Origin of the sequence: Tundrisphaera macrotermitis, from assembly GCF_051175315.1 — a bacterium.
Taxonomy (GTDB): domain Bacteria; phylum Planctomycetota; class Planctomycetia; order Isosphaerales; family Isosphaeraceae; genus Tundrisphaera.
This window is the reverse complement of the sequence record NZ_CP195100.1, coordinates 1,325,751-1,345,043: the sequence shown is the minus strand read 5'-3', so window position 1 is coordinate 1,345,043 and position 19,293 is coordinate 1,325,751. Positions and strand designations below refer to the sequence as shown.

Annotated in this window: 13 protein-coding genes; 9 read left to right on the top strand and 4 right to left on the bottom strand. The window is 69.6% G+C overall.

All coding sequences use genetic code 11. The annotated features are described in order from the left end of the window. The first annotated feature begins 56 nt into the window (after positions 1-56). Genes TA3x_RS05770 through TA3x_RS05760 form a run of 3 tightly spaced genes read left to right on the top strand, consistent with a single transcriptional unit; the run spans position 57 to position 2,742 of the window. A complete protein-coding gene (locus tag TA3x_RS05770) occupies positions 57-1,373 on the top strand; it encodes a lactate racemase domain-containing protein (RefSeq protein WP_435019182.1) in 1,317 nt (438 codons plus the stop codon). Then, positions 1,370-2,053, top strand: coding sequence for an HAD family hydrolase (locus TA3x_RS05765; protein ID WP_435019180.1), 684 nt, complete (start codon positions 1,370-1,372; stop codon positions 2,051-2,053). Before TA3x_RS05770 ends, TA3x_RS05765 begins: the two co-directional genes overlap by 4 nt. After that, positions 2,050-2,742, top strand: a complete 693-nt coding sequence (locus TA3x_RS05760) for a CAAX prenyl protease-related protein (RefSeq protein ID WP_435019178.1) — start codon at positions 2,050-2,052, stop codon at positions 2,740-2,742. The genes TA3x_RS05765 and TA3x_RS05760 overlap by 4 nt, the downstream gene beginning before the upstream one ends. Before the next feature lie 24 nt (positions 2,743-2,766). On the opposite strand, the gene TA3x_RS05755 is transcribed toward TA3x_RS05760, so the two are convergent. From TA3x_RS05755 to TA3x_RS05745, 3 genes are all read right to left on the bottom strand, one after another. Continuing rightward, the gene (locus TA3x_RS05755; protein WP_435019177.1) at positions 2,767-5,265 is read right to left on the bottom strand and encodes a heavy metal translocating P-type ATPase; all 2,499 of its coding nucleotides are present in this window, start codon (positions 5,263-5,265) and stop codon (positions 2,767-2,769) included. A 92-nt stretch (positions 5,266-5,357) separates the two neighbouring features. Then, complete coding sequence (locus TA3x_RS05750) at positions 5,358-6,968, bottom strand: hypothetical protein (protein ID WP_435019175.1); 1,611 nt, start codon at positions 6,966-6,968, stop codon at positions 5,358-5,360. A gap of 67 nt (positions 6,969-7,035) precedes the next feature. Further along, complete coding sequence (locus tag TA3x_RS05745) at positions 7,036-7,761, bottom strand: arginyltransferase (RefSeq protein WP_435019173.1); 726 nt, start codon at positions 7,759-7,761, stop codon at positions 7,036-7,038. Positions 7,762-7,918: 157 nt separating this feature from the next. On the opposite strand from TA3x_RS05745, the gene TA3x_RS05740 reads away from it, so the two are divergent. Together TA3x_RS05740 and TA3x_RS05735 are read left to right on the top strand one after the other, a co-directional pair. Next, positions 7,919-9,712 (top strand): glycoside hydrolase family 15 protein, encoded by a 1,794-nt coding sequence (locus TA3x_RS05740; protein WP_435019171.1) that lies wholly within the window; start codon positions 7,919-7,921, stop codon positions 9,710-9,712. A 125-nt stretch (positions 9,713-9,837) separates the two neighbouring features. Continuing rightward, positions 9,838-10,725 carry an RAD55 family ATPase gene (locus tag TA3x_RS05735; protein ID WP_435019169.1) on the top strand — a complete coding sequence of 296 codons (888 nt, stop codon included), beginning with the start codon at positions 9,838-9,840 and terminating at the stop codon, positions 10,723-10,725. A 10-nt stretch (positions 10,726-10,735) separates the two neighbouring features. Here the strand turns inward: TA3x_RS05735 and TA3x_RS05730 are convergent, their stop codons facing one another. Continuing rightward, positions 10,736-11,998 (bottom strand): SGNH/GDSL hydrolase family protein, encoded by a 1,263-nt coding sequence (locus TA3x_RS05730; protein ID WP_435019167.1) that lies wholly within the window; start codon positions 11,996-11,998, stop codon positions 10,736-10,738. A gap of 189 nt (positions 11,999-12,187) precedes the next feature. Between TA3x_RS05730 and TA3x_RS05725 the strand changes: the two genes are divergently transcribed. The 4 genes from TA3x_RS05725 to TA3x_RS05710 all read left to right on the top strand — a co-directional run bounded on the left by TA3x_RS05725 (position 12,188) and on the right by TA3x_RS05710 (position 19,291). Then, positions 12,188-13,804: a SpoIIE family protein phosphatase gene (locus tag TA3x_RS05725; protein ID WP_435019165.1), complete on the top strand. Its 1,617-nt coding sequence runs from the start codon at positions 12,188-12,190 to the stop codon at positions 13,802-13,804. Positions 13,805-14,083: 279 nt separating this feature from the next. After that, complete coding sequence (locus TA3x_RS05720; protein ID WP_435019163.1) at positions 14,084-16,372, top strand: ATP-binding protein; 2,289 nt, start codon at positions 14,084-14,086, stop codon at positions 16,370-16,372. Positions 16,373-16,395: 23 nt separating this feature from the next. Next, entirely contained in the window at positions 16,396-16,842 is a 447-nt protein-coding gene (locus tag TA3x_RS05715; protein ID WP_435019162.1) for a response regulator, read from the top strand. 172 nt (positions 16,843-17,014) lie between these two features. After that, positions 17,015-19,291: an ATP-binding protein gene (locus TA3x_RS05710; protein ID WP_435019160.1), complete on the top strand. Its 2,277-nt coding sequence runs from the start codon at positions 17,015-17,017 to the stop codon at positions 19,289-19,291. Positions 19,292-19,293: the final 2 nt, after the last annotated feature.

Sequence of the window (19,293 nt, the reverse complement as noted above, 5' to 3'; positions counted from 1 at the left end):
GCCCGCCTCGTTGCGTTATGATCCAGCGGCCCGATCGACCCCAGCGAGCCCACCCGATGAAACGCCCCCCGATCGCCCGCGTCCGCCAGGTCTTCCGCCAGCCGCAGGTCGACGACGTCCCCGCCGCCGTGGCCGGGGCGATCCGGTCGAGTCGGATCGCCTCCCGCATCAAGCCGGGCGGATCGGTGGCGCTGACGGTCGGCAGCCGGGGCATCGCCGGGATCGACGGCATCGCCCGCGCCGCCGTGGATGCGTTGAAGGCCCTCGGGCTCAACCCTTTCATCGTCGCCGCGATGGGCAGCCACGGCGGGGGGACCGCCGAAGGGCAGAAGGCCATGCTCGCCGAGTTCGGCGTGACCGAGGCGTCGGTCGGCTGCCCCATCCGCTCCGAGATGGACACCGTCACGCTGGGGACCAACGGCTTCGGCCTGCCGATCGCCTTCGACGCCAACGCCCACCGGGCCGATGGGATCGTCCTCCTGAACCGGATCAAGCCGCACACCTCGTTCACCGGGCGATACGAGAGCGGCCTGCTCAAGATGCTCACCATCGGGCTGGGCAAGCGGGAGGGGGCGACCCAGGTCCACAAGCTGGGGCTCCCCGGGCTCAAGCGGATGATCCCCGAGGTCGGGGCCTTCCTCCTGGCCAACACCAAGGTCGCCCTCGGCGTGGCCCTGCTGGAGAATGCCGACGAGCGGACCGCGCGGGTCGTCGGCGTCGAGCCCGAGGATCTGCTGGAGGTCGAGCCCCGACTGCTCGACGAGTCCCGCACCTTGATGGGCACGCTCCCGTTCGACCAGATCGACGTCCTCCTGATCGGCGAACTGGGCAAGAACTACAGCGGCACCGGCCTGGACCCCAACGTGATCGGTCGGCAGCGTGTCGAGACGATGCCCGACCTGCCGCGTCCGGTTGTCACCCGGCTGGCCGTGCTCGACCTCTCGCCCGAGACCAAGGGCAACGCCAACGGCATCGGCCTGGCCGACCTGACCACCGACCGCTTCGTCGCCGGCATCGACCCGGTGCCGACCCGGGTCAACAGCATCACCTCCAATTTCCTGACCCGCGCCCGCGTCCCGCTCTCCCTGTCCACCGACCGCGACGTGATCGACGCCTGCCTGGATACCTGCTGGCGGATCGACCCGGCCGAACACGCGCGGATGGTCCTGATCCCCAATACCCTGGAGATCGCCCATCTCTGGGTCACCCCGGCACTCGCCGCCGAGGTCGAGTCGAACCCCGGCCTCCGGTTCGAGTCCGACTTCCGGCCACTTCCGCTCTCCGAGGACGGGACCCTCGATCAGGAGACGCTATTCCCCGAGAGCGTCCGGGGCCGTCGTGCCGCCTCGGCCGGGATCGGGGCCGCCCGATGACCGGGCCCACCCCGATTCGCGCCGTGGTCTTCGACCTCGACGGCACCATGTTCGACACCGAGGCCCTGTTCTTCCGGGTCGCGTCGGAGATGCTCCAGGCCCGGGGGAAGCGATTCACCCTGGAGATCATGCGGGCCATGATCGGCCGGCAGGGGAACGAGTCGGGCCTGGCCTTCAAGACGATGACCGGGCTGGAGGACGAGCCCGAGGCCCTGATGGCCGAGGCCCGCGAGCGGTTCATGGCCGAGATCGACGCCGCCGTCCATCCGACCCCGGGACTGTTCGCGCTCCTCGATCGCCTGATCGCCCTCGGCATCCCCAGGGCGGTGGCGACTTCGTCGCGGCGGGCGTATGCGGAGCGGCTGCTCAAGGGGCATGGCCTGTTCGACAACTTCGCCTTCGTCCTGGCCGCCGAGGACGTGGCGAAGCACAAGCCCGACCCGGAGATCTATCGCACCGCCGCCGCCCGCCTGGGCGTGCCGACGTCGTCGGTCCTGGTCCTGGAGGACACGCCGACCGGACTCGCTGCGGCGAAGGCGGCCGGGACGTTCGCCGTGGGCGTGCCCCACGAGCACAGCCCGGCCGAGGACCTGGGTGCGGCCGACCTCCTGATCGACACGATGGCCGACCCCCGTCTCCTCTCCCTGTTCCCCCTCCATCCCGATGCGACCGACCGATGAATGAAGCCCCCGATCGACCCTGGCTCCCCTACGTGCTGCCGATGGGAGTGTTCCTCGGGTTCAGCATGCTCGAAGGCTACCTGCCCAAAGGCAGCGGGGGAGGCCCGCACCCGACCTGGTATCCCCTTGCCTATACCGCCAAGATCGCGGCGGTCCTTGCGGCGATGTGGTTCGGTCGATCGACCTGGTCCGACCTCAAGCCCCGCCCGGGGATGCTCGGCTGGGCGTTGGCGATCGGCGCGGGGGTGCTGGTGACGGGGATGTGGGTGGGGCTCGATGGCTGGTACTACCGGTTCGACAAGGAGGATGCCCGGGCCGCCTTCGATCCGTTCACCCTCCCGCCGGCCGCCCGGTTCGGGTTCCTGGCCGTGCGGTTGCTCGGGCTGGTCGTCGTCGTGCCGATCTTCGAGGAACTGTTTTGGCGGTCGTTCCTCCTCCGGTGGGTGATCGACCCCGACCACTTCCGCGATGTTCCCATCGGCCGGGTCACGCCGATGGCGGCCGGGGTCAGCGCGGCCCTGTTCGCGTCGGCCCATCCGGAGTGGCTCCCGGCCTTGCTGACGGGGCTGCTCTGGGCGGGGCTGCTATGGAGGACGAAAAGCCTGCTCGCCTGCGTCGTCAGCCACATGGTGGCCAACCTGGGGTTAGGGCTATACGTCCTGGCGACGCACCAGTGGAAGTACTGGTGAAGCGGTCGGGATCATCCCGACGTTTCATTCGTCCAGGCTGATCCCGGCCAGCAGGCTCGACCGCGCGACCACCGTCACGGAGCTGAGCGACATCGCCACGGCGGCGATCAAAGGGCCGTAGGAACCCATCAGGCCGAACGCGGCCAGGGGGATCCCGACCGTGTTGTAGGCGAAGGCCCAGAACAGGTTCTGGCGGATCGCCCGGAGCGTCTTCCGGCCCAGCCGGAGGGCGCGGGGCACCGAGCGGAGATCCCCGGTCGCGACCACCACGTCGGCGACCGCCTTGGCCAGGTCGGTGCCGGTGCCGAGCGCGATCCCGACGTCGGCCGCGGCCAGAGCGGGGGCGTCGTTGAGGCCGTCGCCGACCATCGCCACCCGCTCGCCCTGGGCCTTCATCTCCTCGATCTTCGCCGCCTTGCCGTCGGGCCGGACCCCGGCGAAGACGAGATCGGACGGGATCCCGACCTCGCGGGCGACGGCGGAGGCGGTCGCGGCGTGGTCGCCGGTCAGCAGGGCGGCCTTCGCGCCCATCCGCCGGAGCGACGCGATGGCCTCGCGGGCGTGCGGCTTGATCGCGTCCTGGAGGGCGATGGCGCCCGCGAACCGCCCGTCGCGTGCCACCCGCAGCACGGTCCTCGCCCCGTCTTCCCAGGCATCCACGGCGGAATTCGGGGGCAGGTCGATCCCCTCGGAAGCGAGGAACTCCGGCGATCCGACCCGGACGGCCACGCCGTCGACCGTGGCCGTCACGCCCGAGCCCCGGATCGCGCGGAAGCCTTCGACCTTCGACCCATCCCGGTGCGGTTGGAGGGCCCGGGCCAGCGGATGCTCGCTGCCCGACTCGGCGGCGGCGGCCAGGGCGAGCAGGGCTTCCCGGCCGATCCCGTCGGCGGCGAACACGTCCACGACCTCCGGGCGACCCTCGGTCACGGTGCCGGTCTTGTCCAGGACCACCCGCGTGACCCGGTCCATGCGTTCGAAGGACGACGCCTCGCGGACGAACAGCCCGGCGCGGGCCCCCCGGCCCGAGGCGACGGCCACGGCCATCGGCGTGGCCAACCCCAGGGCACACGGGCAGGCGATGATCAGCACGGCCGCCGCGTTCAGGACGCCCCGGCCCCAGTCGCCGCCCACCGTCCCCCAACCGACCAGCGTGGCCACCGCCACCACCAGGACCGCCGGGACGAACCGGGCCGAGATCCGATCGGCCAGGCGCTGGACGCCGGCCTTGGAACTCTGGGCCTCGCGGACCAGACGGACGATCGCCTCCAGGGCGGACTCGCCGCCGAGTCGGTGCGCCTCGATCAGGATCGTCCCGTCGCCGTTCCGGGTCCCTCCCGCGACCCGATCCCCGGCCCGCTTCACCACCGGCATCGACTCGCCGGTGAGCATCGCCTCGTCAACCTCGGTCTCCCCCTCGACGACCCGGCCATCGACGGGCACCGCCTCGCCGGGCCGGACGCGGAGGGTCTCGCCGGGCCGGACCTCGCCGAGCGGGACCTCCATCTCGGCCCCGTCCCGGATCACCGTGGCCGTCCGGGGCGCCAGGTCGAGCAGCCGCTCGATGGCCGCGCCCGCCGATCCCTTCGAGCGGACTTCGAGGTACTTGCCCAGGGTGATCAGCGTGAGGATGATCCCCGCGTCCATGAACGAGTGGGCGTCATGGGCGTGGCCGTCGATCAGCCGGACCACGCCGAAGCCGAACGCCGTCGAGGTCCCCAACGCGATCAGGGTATCCATGTTCGACGACCCTTGCCGCAATCGCTCCCATGCCCCGCGCAGGTACGGGCCGCCCAGCACCGCCTGGACGATCGCCGCCAGCGCGAACATCGTCCAGCCGATGGCCGTCAGGTAGGCTCGGGCCGGGGGATAGGCCATCGGCAGATACCCTAGGACGATCAGGGGCACGGTGCCCACCACGCCCACGATCAGCCGCCGGCGCCAGAGGCCGACCTGTTCGGCCCGCTCGCGGCGGAGGGTCTCGGCCCCCTCGCCGATCACCAACTCCGCCCGCCGGGCCTGATATCCGGCCCGCTTCACCGCCTCGGCCAGCTGGGCCTCTGTCACCCGGGCCGGGTCGACGCGGACCCCGGCCCGCTCCGTGGCGAGGTTGACCCGGGCCTCGGCGACCCCCGGCACGCCTTGCAACGCCGCTTCGACCCGGCCCACGCAGCTGGCGCAGTGCATCCCGCCGATGGCGAGGTTCCACTCCTCCGGCGACGGCGGGGCAGGGGCCGGAATGGGGTCCGGGTTCCGGGGCGGGGCCAGCCCGATGGTGACGAGCTTCGGCGGGGCAGGGGCTCCCGACGGGACCGAATAGCCCGCCGCGACGATCGCCGATTCGATCCGGCCGCGAGGGACGTCGTCCCCGTCGGCCGAGATGATCGCGCGATGGTTCGCCAGGTCGACCTCGGCCGATCGGACGCCGGGCACCGCCTCGATGGCCCGGCGGACGGTCTCCACGCAGTGGCCGCAGGTCATCCCGGCCACCGGGATCTCGACGCGTGTTTCCGTGGCGCCCATGAGCCTATCTCCCCAGCTTGCCGAACCCGTCCTGACCGTCCCTGATTATGGGGCGGTCGGGGAAGGGGCGACAGGGGGAGGATCGATTCGGATCAACGGATGTGGTAGAGGTTGGCGGAATAGCGTCGTGAGGAGTGGGTCGCCAGCGATTCCCCACCATCGTCGAGGATCGCCTTGAGCGCCTGGCGATGGGCGTCGGACTTGTCCGACAGGTCGGCCTCGAGGATGAACCAGACGCGAGGCTGGCCGGAGTGGGCGTGGATCTCGCGGGCCAGGGTCCGCGGGTCGGTCAACTCGTCCTTGTCGAGCGCGACGGGGCGGATCTTGTCGAGGCCGGGGATGCCGCCGTAGGTCTGGTAGAAGTCGAACGGCGGGGCGGAGAATCGATCGACGACCGCCACGTCCCCCGGCCGCCAGTCGCGGGCCAGCCCGGTGAGCACGTTGCGGGCGCCGTGGAGTTTCGGCCGTTCGGCGAGGAACTGGATGGCCTGGAGGGAGGGCAGGGCGAGGCAGCACGCCAGCAACGCCACCCCGGCGGCCTGACCGGTCCGATCCCGCGAGCGGATCAGGCCGACGAATCCCGCCGCGATGGTCGGCAGGGTTGCCGCCGCGGTGAACAGGGCGAGGCGATCGCGTAGCGGGTACTTGTGGAGCATCGAGGCCAGCAGGGCGACGGCGATCGGGCCGACGAGAAGGGCCAGGACGGGCCGGCGCTCCCGGGACGCGGCCAGTGTCGCGACCCCGACCATCCAGCCCACGCCCATCACCACCTCCATCTTGGAGGACAGGTCCACGTCCGACTGGAGGTTGAAGAACAGGGTCCGGAACAGGCCGAACCCGACGCCCAGATAGCGGCGCACGTCGCCCGGCGAGGTCGGGATCAGCGGCAGGAATCCGGCGTCCCAGAAATCTTCCAGGAACTGATTCTGGCCGAGATCCTTGAGGGTCAGCACGTAGACGACCGCGAAGTTGGCCAGCCAGAACGCGGCGACGCCCACGCCCGCCAACGCCCGACCGCGCCGGCCGGCCCACAACTCGTTGAGGATGACCGTCGTGCCCGCCGCGGCCAGCACGAAGACCGAGGAATGCGACACCCACACCGCCGCGGTGCCGCACAGGGCGAACCCGACGGCCCGGCCGGTGCTCAGCCCGAGACGCATGGCGTCGGCGGCCAGGACCAGGATGGCCAGCCCCACGGCCACGTCGATCCCGTACTGCTTGACCTCGCCCGAGTAGTAGATCAGCGCCGGGGAGACGCCGGCCAGGGCCACAGCGACGATCGCCTCCCACCGCCCCAGGTTGGTGGCGCAGAAGCGATACAGGAGCGCCAGCGTCGCCAGCGAGGCCAGGAACGGCAGGAGCCGCAACGCCAGTTCCGTCGGCCCGAACGCCATCACCGCCAGCTTTTCCAGGATCAGGAAGCCGATCGGCGCCCCCTGGTCGAGATCGAGCGGTTCGAACAGGCCGGCGAACGAGCGCCCGCAGATGTTCAGCGCGAGCATGGTTTCGTCGAGCCAGAGCGATCGTCCGACCAGGAGCATCCGCAGCCGGAAGGCGACCCCCAGCAGCACGGCCAGGGTCAGGGCGGCGGTCCCCCACCTCGGGTCGAGGGCCGCGGCCGCGTCGGACGGGGCCGAAACCCCATCGTTCGAAGGGCGTGCGGGCGTCCGGCCCCGCGACAGGAAGGAAGCGATCGTCGTCATGGGTGTCACGCGTCGAGTCGAGTGGTTGAGTCGTCCCATCCCTGGGGCGCGCGGCCTCTAGCCGCGATCACCCACTCCTGATTCCTCGAAATTCGCGCCAGATGCCGTCAGCCCCCCGGATCTCGCTGGGGAGGAACCGGGCCTTGTAGGCCATCGAACCGCACCCTTCGACCAGGTATCCGAGGTAGACGTGCGGCAGGCCCAGGGACCGGGCCCGGTCGATCAGGGCCAGCACGTTCCAGGTGCCCAGCGACCGGGATCGGCAGTCCGGGTCGTAGATGAAGGTGATCGCCGACAGGCCGACGGGCAGGGAGTCCACGTAGCCGACCCCGACGAGACGGCCGTCGATGCGGAACCGCCATTCCTCGGTCGGGAACGGGTTGTCCACGAACGACTCGACATATTCGGCCGCCCCTTCGCGACGCCGGTCCGGCCACTGCTTCGCCCCGGCTTGGTGGGCGTGATAGCGCCGGTACAGGTCGAGGTTCTCCCGGGACGCCGATGGCTCGCCGATCTCCAGGAGGACGTCTCCCTGGTTGGCCTTGCGGGCCCTCCGCTGCGACCGGTCCGGCGCGAACCGGGCGACGTCGACCCGGATCGGCCGGCACTCTTGGCAGCCTTCGCAGGCCGGGCGGAACAGCGACCGGCCGAACCTGCGCCAGCCGGCCAGCATCCGGGAGGCGTACTCGGCGGCGTCGATCTCCAGGGCGATCTGATACTCCAGGGTCCAGTCGCGGTCGGGCAGGTAGCCGCAACGGCCCGGGTCGTCGAGGATCGGGGGCCAGAGTTTCATGGTCGCGGCGGCTCCCGGGGCGAGGCCGCGGCATGGGCGGCATTGAGGAGGTCGGGGCCCGGACCATAGAATAGCCGGACCCTGGCGATGCCGCATCCCGCCGACTCGGGAGCCGAGTCCGATCCGGTCGTCCGGGATGGGGACCGGGGGATCTTGCATGCCATCTCGGATCGAAGATTATGCCCTGGTCGGCGACTGCCAGTCGGCCGCGTTGATCGGCCGGGATGGGTCGGTCGACTGGCTCTGCTTCCCCCGGTTCGACTCGCCGGCCTGCTTCGCCGCCCTGCTCGGGGATGAGCGGAACGGGCGGTGGCGGATCGCGCCGACGGCCGAGGTCACGGCGACCCGCCGCCGCTATCGCGACGGCTCGATCGTCCTGGAGACGGAGTTCGAGACCGCCGATGGGGTCGTCCGCCTGATCGACTTCATGCCGAGCCGAGGCCAGGCGCCCGACCTGATCCGGATCGTCGAAGGGGTGCGCGGCCGCGTCCCGATGAATCTCGAATTGATCCTCCGGTTCGACTACGGGTCGATCGTCCCGTGGGTGGTCGCCTGCCCGGGGGGCCTCACGGCGACGGCCGGCCCCGACCACATCCGGCTCATGGCCGACATCCCGCTCCGGGGCGAGAACCTCACGACCGTGGCCGAGTTCGTCGTGGGGGAAGGGGACCGCGTCTCGTTCGTGATGACCTGGCACCCCTCGTTCCGCCCCGAGCCGCGCGAGGTCGACGCCGAAGAATCGCTCGTCGAGACCGAGGCCTGGTGGAACGAGTGGTCGTCGCGATGCAACTATGACGGGCCCTGGCGCGACGCCGTGCTCCGGTCGTTGATCACTCTCAAGGCCCTGACCTACGAGCCGACGGGCGGGATCGTGGCGGCCCCCACGACCTCGCTCCCCGAGCAACTCGGCGGGGTCCGGAACTGGGATTACCGCTTCTGCTGGGTCCGCGACGCGACCTTCACCCTCTATGCCCTGGCCAACGCCGGCTACCTGGACGAGGCCCGCGCCTGGCGGGCGTGGCTCCACCGCGCGGTGGCCGGCACCCCCGAGACGCTCCAGATCATGTACGGGCTGGACGGCCGGCGCCGGCTGCCCGAGCAGATCCTCCCCTGGCTCGCGGGGTACGAAGGGGCCGGCCCGGTCCGGATCGGCAACGGGGCGGCCACCCAGTTCCAGCTCGACGTCTTCGGCGAGCTGGCCGCGACCATGTACGAATGCCGCCGCGCCGGGCTGGAGGTGGACGAGGAGGGCTGGGCCTTCGGCCGCGCCCTGTACGAGTCGCTGGAGCGGTTCTGGCACGAGCCCGACGAGGGGATCTGGGAGGTGCGTGGTCCCCGCCGCCACTTCACCCACTCCAAGATGATGGCCTGGGTCGCCTTCGACCGCGGGGTCCGGGGCATCGAGGAGTTTGGCCTGGAGGGGCCGCTCGAACGCTGGCGCGAGACCCGCGACAAGATCCACGCCGAGGTCTGCCGCGAGGGTTTCAACGCCGCCCGCGGCGCCTTCGTCCAGAGCTATGGCTCGGATCGGCTCGACGCCAGCCTTTTGATGATGCCCCTGGTCGGCTTCCTTCCCGCCACCGATCCCCGGGTCCGGTCGACCATCGAGGCGATCGGCCGGGAACTGAACCGGGGCGGGCTAATCGACCGCTACCAGGCCGATGATGAGGACGTGGACGGGCTGCCCCCCGGCGAGGGCACCTTCATGCCCTGCTCGTTCTGGATGGTGGATTGCCTCAACCTGCTCGGCCGGGAGGCGGAAGCCCGGGCGATGTTCGATCGCTTGCTGTCCCTGTGCAACGACGTCGGCCTGCTCTCCGAGGAGTACGACCCGGTCGCCGGGCGGATGACCGGGAATTTCCCCCAGGCCTTCTCCCACATCTCGCTGGTCAATTCCGCCTTCGCCCTGTCCAAGCACCGGTGGCCGATCCACGTGGAACCATCGACCTGAGCCCGCGGGCCCGGGGCGAACCATTCCGTCGCCCCCGGGGTCGGCCTAGAATGGGCCTTTGGTCGGACGGATGCGCCCGCCGGGGCCGGCCCCGCCGACCGTCGAGGATCGAGGACGGACACGCGATGGCGACGGCGACGACACGGCAAGCGTTCGGGATCGAAGGGCTGGACCGGATGCTTGGCGGGGGCCTCCTGCCCGGGACGTTGACCGTCCTGGCGGGGGCGACCGGGGTCGGCAAGACCCAGCTCGGCCTGCGGTGGGCGAATCATGGACAGGTCGCCGACGGCCGGCGCGGAATCATCTGCGACCTCAGCAGCCGGGGGGACGGCCAGAATCACGAGGCCTACGCCCGCGACCAATTCGGCTGGGATCTGGCCGAGCAGCCCGCCGACGCTCCCCTGGATCTCGACGCCGTGTGGGATTTCGAGCGCAAGTGGGGGGACTACTTCCACCCCTTCGCCCGCGCCGGACGCCGCGTGACCCGCCGCGACCTGGAGGCCGACGAGTGGCACGCCTGGAAGTCCGACCTGGCGCGGAACCTCCGGGGCTCGGCCGCCTACTTCTACTCCCACTTCGTCCGGGGGACGCGGCGGGTGGTCGTCGATGGGATCGAGCCCACCGAGCGGTTCTCGGAGTCGATCCAGTTCGAGTTCTTCGAGTACCTGTACCAGCACATCCTCCGCAAGGACGACGACTGGGCCGCCCGCGAGGTCTTCCGCGAGCAGTTCCGCGCGAACGAGCCGCAGGTCGAGGCCCATCGCTACGACTCGAAGTCGATCGGCTGCCTGTACCTCTACACGACGCCCCACGTCCTGCTCGACGACCTCATGGCCCAGCCGATCGGCGAGGGGGACATCTTCTCCAACGCCAACACGATCATCCTGATGGGGCGGACCAAGGAGGCCGGCCGGATGGGCCGGGCCCTCTACGTCGCCAAGCATCGGGGGAGCGCAGGCTCGGACGACATCCGCCCCTACCGCCTGACCGATCAGGGGATGGTGATCGACTGAGCCGGAGCGGTCAGCGGGCGACGGGCCTCAGTTCGAGTCGGATCGGGACAGGATGGGCCAGGCGGCGGATCTCGCGGTCCATCGCCTCGGCCTTCTCCTGGGCTTCCTCCAGGGGCAGGCCGGGCGCCACCCCCGGCCTTTTGTGGCCGATGGCGAAGAGCCACGCGGCCGCGAGCATCCGCGATCGGACCTCCAGGATCGGCCGGATCGCCGCCGACCGGCGGTTGGACGACAGGTCGGGCAGGGCCGTGAGGTCGATCCCTCCGGCCAACGCCGCGCGGTCGAACTCGCCGATCCGGCGTCCGTCTTCCATCAACACGTAACGCGGGTCGGGAAGGCCGGCGACGGCGAGCCGATGCCGGTTGAAGCGATCGATGCGGGGCGGTGCGCCGGCCGGGAGGCGGTCCCAGCCGGCGGCATGGGGCATCGGCACGCGCGTGGTCCAGGCGAACCGGATCGTGCCGTCCTCGTTGGCCAGTCCCTCGACCCGGCCCTGCGTCGCGGCCATCGCCTTCGCGTCGATCGCGGCATCATCGACCTCTTCCGGCAGGCCCCAGGCGGCGAGCAACGACTCGGCGATCAGCCAGTGACCGGCCGGGCCGGGGTGGATGCCATCCCGGGCCATCGCGTAGGTGGGGTCCAGGGCGGCGAAACTCGCCATCGCCTGGCTGGCCGGGGAGTGGACATCAGCGACGGCCCATCCCCGTTCCTTCTGGCCCACGAGCCATCGGGCATAGCGGCCCAGCGTCCGGTCGTAATCGACATAGGGATGGCTGTATCCGTAATCGTCTGCCCCGAGCGGGCGGGCCTTATCGGCGGTCGGGCGGACGTCGAACGGGAACGGCGTGGCGATCAGCACCGAGGCCCCGGCCCTTGTTGCCTGCTCGTGGAGCCCTTCCATCCCCGAGCGGAACGCCGCGAATCGACCTTCGTCGAACGGGTGGAAGATCCCGTCGTTCATGCCATAGGAGGCCACGACGAGGTCGGGGTGGGTGGCGTCCAGGGCCCGGGCCAGCCGCTCATGGACCGTGGGCCGGGGCCACGGGTGTTCCTTCTCCGAGAGCCCCGAGGCCGTCTCCGAGGGCAGCCCGAGGTTGAGGACGCGGCGTGGCCGATCGGGGAACCGGGTGGCGAGGTAGGCCTCGACATCCTGCACGAAGGTCCCGGCGTAGGTGATGCTGTCGCCCAGGAAGACGATCCGCTCGGCCTGCTCGACCCGGGGCCCGGCCCCGATCCAGGCGGCCGCGACGGCGATTGCAAAACAGGACACCATCGATGGGTTCCCCGTGGACCCCCGGCCTCGTTTTCGATTTTCCCGGAGGATGTGGGGCTGAAAGTATAGTCAACCGGCCAGCCCGCCGCGATAATGGTCTGCAACTCCACCCCTTCCGACGACCGAGGCCCGAGCGATGTCGCCCCGGCCTTCCGGTGCCGCTGGTCTTGAGGAGCGAGGTCGATCGCCATGCCCGACGCGTCGCCGGTCGCGCCGACGATCGAACTGATCAGCACGTATCTGCCGCGCCGGCTCTTCGAAATGACGAAGGATCAGGTCCGGATCGGCCGCGACCCGGGCTCGGACATCTTCCTGAACCGCAAGGACGTGTCGTGGTCGCACGCCCGGATCTTCCGCCGGGACGGCGGGTTCTTCGTCGAGGATCGGGAGAGCCGGAACGCGACCTACCTGGATGGGGAGCGGCTCTCGCCCCACCACCCGCGCCGGCTCGACGATAATCATCGGATCCGGATCTGCGGGAACATCCTGGTGTATCGCCGCGAGGCGGTGCGGATCGAGACCGAGGAGAACGGATCGACGATCCTGGGGACGCTAGGCAATCTCACCTCGCTGGACATCGTCTCCAGCGTCGCCCGCCCCGAGGACGTCCTCCGCGCAGTCCTGGAGATCAACCGCAACCTCGGCGGGACGATCGAGCTGGACGAGGCTTTGGGCCGGACGCTGGGCACCCTGTTCGAGGTGTTCGACGAGGCCGAAGGAGGCTTCATCCTGACCGGCGAGCCCGGATCCAACATGGTCCAGCGCGCGATCCGCCACCGCGACGGCGATGCCCCGCTGAGCCTGAGCCTCAGCGCCCGGGACCACGCGATCCGACAGGGACAAGGGCTGATCTGCACCGAGGACGGCTCGGATGGCCTCTCGCGGACGATCCTGTGCGTCCCGTTGCTGGCGCGCTCCGGCCTGTCGATCGGGATCATCCAGCTGAGCAGCCGCCCGGGGGGCCCGGGGTTCCGGGCCGACGACCTCGACCTGCTGGCTGCGGTGGCGGTCCCCGTCGGGGTGGCCGTGGAGAACCACCGCCTGCTCTGGAACAAGGGGGAATGGGCGGCGGCCGGCGAGGTCCAGCGGGCCCTCCTGCCCCGACACCGACCACGCAGCGACCGCTACACCACCTGGGAACATTACGAGCCGGCCCAGGAGGTGGGCGGCGACTACTACGACTACATCCCGATCGAGCCGGCGGAGGCCGACGGCCGGCACGAGTGGACTCGGTGGGGCGTGGCGGTCGGCGACGTGGTGGGCAAGGGGATGTCCGCCGCTTTGCTGATGTCGCACCTCTCCTCGGAGGTCCGCCACCGGGTCCGCGCCGAGGCCTCGCCGGAACTGGTGGTCGCCGGTCTCAACCGACACCTGTTCGATGCCGAGATCCTCGACCGCTTCGTGACGTTCCTGCTGATCGTCGTCGACGCCCCGAAGGATCGGATCCTGATCGTCAACGCCGGCCATCCCGCGCCGATGATCCGGCGGGCGAACGGGAGGATCGAGGTGGTCGGCGATGAGGACGCGGGGCCGCCCCTCGGCGTGGTGATCGACCATCCCTATCGGATCACGACCGTCGGGCTCGACCCCGGGGATGTCGTGGTCGCCTACACCGACGGCGTCAGCGAGGCGATCAACGCCCACGATCGCCTGTTCGGGGTGGAGGCCATCCGGGCGACGCTGGCCCAGTCCCCGCCGGGCGTCCAGGCCATCGGCCGGTCGATCCTCAAGGCCGTCCGGGTCCATGCCCTCGGCCATCCCCAGAGCGACGACATCGCCATCGTCTGCTTCGGCCGGGATGCCTGACCCTCCCGCGGCATCGCCGGCCCGGCGGGTCCCGGATCCGATCTCCTGTGAAGGCAGGAGTGTGCGCGACCTGCCGCCGGTTGGGGCGACCGGCGTGACCGAGCCGACTTGACAGTATCGATGATTGACCCCGAGAATGGCCCGTCCTGGACCGCGCCCGTGGGATCTGACCCATCCGGGATCGGAGTGCAGCCGGGCCACCATCCCCATGGGGTGGGCCCGAGGCTGTCCGGGTGATCCGGACACCGACCCCGCCCGATCCCGCGAGGATGCCCCACGATGCGTTTGAGCCAGGACGTGGCCGGTCACAGCGTCGACGTCACGAATTGCGATAAAGAGCCGATCCACATCCCCGGCCGGATCCAGTCCCACGGCGTCCTGTTCGCCCTCAGCAAGCCCGGGCTGCTCATCGAGCAGATCAGCGACAACGCGGAGGAAGTGGTCGGCCATCGCCCCGCCGATCTCCTCGGCAAGCCGCTCAGCATCCTGGTCGATCCGGCCCGCTGGGACGGGTTTCGCGAGACGCTGCTCTCGCCCGATGCCCGGGCGGGCAACCCGCTGCGGTTCACGTTCGGGTCCGGCGAGCAGGCGCGGACATTCGACGGGTCCGCCCACCGCAACGTCGACGGCGTCCTGATCCTGGAGATCGAGAACGGGCGGCTGAAGGCCGACCGGGCCAGCGGCGACCACTCCCAATCGATTCGCCGGGCCATGTCCCGGCTCCAGGGGACGTCCACCCTCCGCGACTTCTGCCAGGTCGCCGCGTCGGAACTCCGGTCGTTGGCCGGGTTCGACCGTGTGACCGTCTACCGGTTCGACCCCGCCTGGAATGGGCACGTCTTCGCCGAAGACAAGCGGGATGGCCTGGAACCCCTGCTGGGGCTGCATTTCCCGGCCAGCGACATCCCGGAGCAGGCGAGGCGGCTGTACCACCTCAACCCGATCCGCCTGATCGCCGACGTCGCCTCGACCCCCTCCGAGCTGATCCCCGCCAACAATCCGGGCAACGGACGCCCGCTCGACCTCAGCCTCTCGGTCCTGCGGAGCGTCTCGCCGATTCATATCAAGTACCTGGAGAACATGGGCGCCGGGGCCTCGATGTCGATCTCCCTGACGCGCGAGGGGCGACTCTGGGGCCTCCTTTCGTGCATGCACTACCGGGGGGGGCGCTACGTCCCGCCGGAGGTCCGCGCGACCTGCGAGTTCCTGGGCGTCCTGACCTCGGTCCAGCTCGGGGTCAAGGAGGATAGCGAGGACATCGGCCACCGCTCCCGGCTCCAGGCGATCCGCGAGAGCCTGATGCAGCGGATGTCGGAGGCGTCGGACCTGGTGGAGGGGCTGACCACCCCGGGCTCGGCCCTGCTCGAACTGACCGCGGCGACCGGGGCGGCGATCGTCCACGGGTCCCATGTCGCCACCCTGGGGGAGACCCCGGACGAGGACCAGATCCTGGACCTGGTCAGGTGGCTGCGGGTCCACGCCTCCAGCGATGTCTTCTTCACCGACTCGCTGCCGAGGATCTACCCGGATGCGGCCGAATTCCGGGACAAGGCCTGCGGCCTGGTCTCGATCGCCACGTCCAAATCCCAGGGCCACCACGTCCTGTGGTTCCGCCCCGAGGTCATCCAGACGGTCGACTGGGGGGGCAACCCCAACAAGCCGGTCGAGGCGGCGCGGGATGGCGTCCCGCTCTCCCCCCGGACGTCGTTCGAGCTGTGGAAGGAAGTCGTCCGTCTCAAGTCGCTCCCCTGGCAGGCCTGCGAGATCGACGTGGCCCGCGGCCTCCGCGACGCGATCATCGCCGTGGTCGTCCGCCGCGCCGAGGAACTGACCCGGCTCAACGAGGAGTTGGAGCGGAGCAACACCGACCTGGACGCCTTCGCCTACATCGCCTCGCACGACCTCAAGGAGCCCCTCCGGGGCATCCACAATTACGCCAGCTTCCTGCTGGAGGATTATGCCGACCGGCTCGAAGAGGACGGCGTCTCCAAGCTGAACACGATGGTCCGGCTGACCCAGCGGATGGAGGACCTGATCGAATCGCTTCTCCGGTACTCCCAGCTGGGCCGGGTCGGCCTGTCCTTCAGCCCGGTCGACCTCCACGAGGTCGTGACCGAAGTCCTCGACAACCTGGCGCTGACCCTGTCGGAATCCGGGGCCGAGGTCCGGATCCCCCGACGGCTGCCGGTCGCGATGTGCGACCGGGTCCAGGTCGGCGAGATCTTCAGCAATCTGATCGCCAACGCGCTGAAGTACACCGACAAGGTGGATCGGTGGGTCGAAGTCGGGTATGAAGAACCCATCCGGCCGATCGTCGAGCCGAGCCCTGGGGCCGAACCGGCCTCGATGGTACTCTATGTGAGAGACAACGGGATCGGGATCGCGGAGCGCTACCAGGCCACGATCTTTCGGCTCTTCAAGAGGCTCCACGCCCGCGATAAATTCGGGGGCGGCACCGGTGCCGGGCTGACCATCGCCAAGAAGATCGTGGAACGACATGGGGGGACGATCTGGGTGGAATCCGCCCCGGGCAAGGGCACGACGTTCTACTTCACGCTCCGCGGTTGATCGAAGAGGGGGGGAGGTCCGGCATGTCTTGCGGTCAGGTGATTCTCGTGGTTGAGGATAGCGACGAGGATTTCGAGGCGACGAAAAGGGCCTTCCGCAAGAGCGAGGTGACTCGCCCGATCTTCCGATGCACTGATGGCGAGGAGGCCATCGATTATCTCTTCCGGCGGGGCGTCTATGCCGGCCCGGGCAAGGCACCCCGTCCCGCCATGATCCTGCTCGACCTCAACATGCCCGGCACCGACGGCCGGGAGGTCCTCGAACAGATCAAGTCGAACGAAGAGACCCGGCTCACGCCGGTGGTGATCCTCACCACCTCGTCGAATCCCCGGGACATCGACGACTGCTATCGATACGGCGCCAACAGCTATCTGATCAAGCCGGTGAATTTCGACCGCTTCCTCCGCTCGATCCGGCTCCTCAATGAGTACTGGTTCAACACCGTGACCCTCCCCGTCAAGCAGGCCTGAATGGGCGGCAATCGGCGAGACTGGTACGTGGAATGCTATAGATCCCCCGGGGGGCGCTCCATCCGCAACGCCTCGGTCGTCCGGCGCCGGACAGGGGGGGAAATCCGGTGGGCGGGCCAGGTCCCCTCATCGGCCCGTCGGCAGGACCTTCTGGCGTGAAAAGGGCTGGCCGATGACAACGACTCCTCCTGGCGCGGTCGACCTGAGCAACTGCGATCGCGAGCCGATTCACGCCCCCGGCTCGATCCAACCTCACGGGACGCTCCTGATCCTGGACGAGGCCGACCTCCGCATCGCCCACGCGGGCCGGAATGCCGGCACGGTGCTCGGGCGACGGGCGGAAGACCTGATCGGGACCGGCATCGCCGACTGGCTCGGCGTCGATTTCGGCCGGTTGATCCGCGAATCCCTGGACCACCCGGCCATCGACCAGGCTCCCCAGCTCCTCCGGACCCTCTCCATGGATTTCGCGGGCCGGGAGGCCGAGTTCGACGCGATCATCCACCGAGGTGCCGACGGCCTCATCCTCGAATTCGAGCCGTCGGGACTCGGTGGTTCGCGGGCGGATTCGTGGGCGGAAGCCGGCCCGTTCGCGCGGGACATCCTCAACCGGCTCGATCAGGCCACGACGATCGAGGCCCTGTGCTCGCTGGTCGCCGCCGAGATCCGGCGGCTCATCGGGTTCGATCGCACGCTGGTCTACCGATTCGACGACGGATGGAATGGGACTGTCATCGCCGAGGATCGCAACGAGAATCTCCCCTCTTATCTGGATATGCGATTCCCCGCGAGCGACATCCCGGCCCCGGCCCGGGAACTTTATCGGACCAATCGCGTCCGCTCGATCTTCGACGTCGGGCATGCCCCGGTCCCGATCGTCCCGGAGGGGCGGGAGGGCCAGCCCATCGACCTGCGCTTCTCGACCTTGCGGGCCGTCTCGCCGGTCCACATCGAATACATGATCAACATGGGGACGGCGTCCTCGGTGTCGATTTCGATCCTCCGCGAAGGTGCCCTGTGGGGGTTGATCGCCTGCCACAATCGGGAGCCCCGGTTCGTCCCGTTCCGCGATCGGGCCGCGTGCGACTTCATCGGCCAGGTCTTCTCGATCCAGTTGGCCGCCAAGACGCAGCGGATCGAGTCCGAGCTTCGGATCGGCCGCAAGGCGATCCATTCCCGGCTCCTGGCCGCGATGACCGAGGAGGAAGACTTCGTGGCCGGGCTGGAAAAGCACGGCGACGAACTGCTCAAACTCACCGACGCGACCGGCGCCGCGGTCCTCAACGAGGGGCGCACCGTCCTGATCGGGGTGACCCCCGGGCCCGAGGAGGTCGAGCGGATCGCCGACTGGCTGGTGCGCGAGGGGCGCGACGATCTGGTCGTGAGGGAGTCCCTGGAAGGGGAGGTCCTGGGGGCCTCGGATTTCAAGGACGAGGCCAGCGGTCTGATCGCCATCTCGATCTCGAAGCTCCATCGGGGGTTCATCCTCTGGTTCCGCCCGGAGGTGATCCGGACCGTGGCCTGGGGGGGCGACCCCTCCAAGGCGATGGTGGCCGAGGAAGGCGGACGGATCCACCCGAGGCGATCGTTCGAGTCGTGGCTGGAGACCGTGCGATTCCAATCGAAGCCGTGGCTCGACTCCGAGATCGAGGCGGCATCGGAGCTGCGACATTCGATCGTCGGCATCGTCCTCCGCCACGCCGAGGAGCGGGCCCAGTTCAGCACCGAGTTGGAGCGGAGCAATAAGGAACTGGAGGCGTTCTCCTATTCGGTGTCCCACGACCTCCGCGCCCCGTTCCGCCACATCGTCGGCTACTCGGACATGCTCCGCGAGGAGGAGGGGGATCGGCTCAGCGCCGAGGGGAGGCGCTACCTGAACACCATCATCGACGCGGCCCAGAACGCGGGCACCCTGGTCGACAACCTCCTGGCGTTCTCCCGGATGGGCCGCACCACGATCCATCCGGTGCCGATCGACATGAACATCCTCGCCAATGAGGTCGTCCGCGAGGCGATGATGGAGGCGGGCGGCCGCTCGATCACCTGGAAGATTGACCCCTTGCCGACGATCGAGGGGGACCTCATGATGATCCGCCTGGCCCTGGGCAACCTCGCCTCCAACGCCGTGAAGTACACTCGCAACCGCCCCGAAGCGGTCGTCGAGATCGGCGCCCGGGCCGCCGGGCCCGAGATCATCTTCCACGTCCGCGACAACGGGATCGGATTCGATATGCGGTATGTGGACAAGCTGTTCGGGGTCTTCCAGCGGCTGCACCGCCAGGAAGACTTCGAAGGGACGGGCATCGGCCTCGCCAACGTCCGCAGGATCATGGGCCGGCACGGCGGCCGGGCCTGGGCCGAGGGGGAACCCGACCGGGGCGCGGCCTTCTTCTTCGCCTTGCCGAGATCTGTCGCTGAAACCACGGATGGGACGAGGGGGCGAGGTTAAGC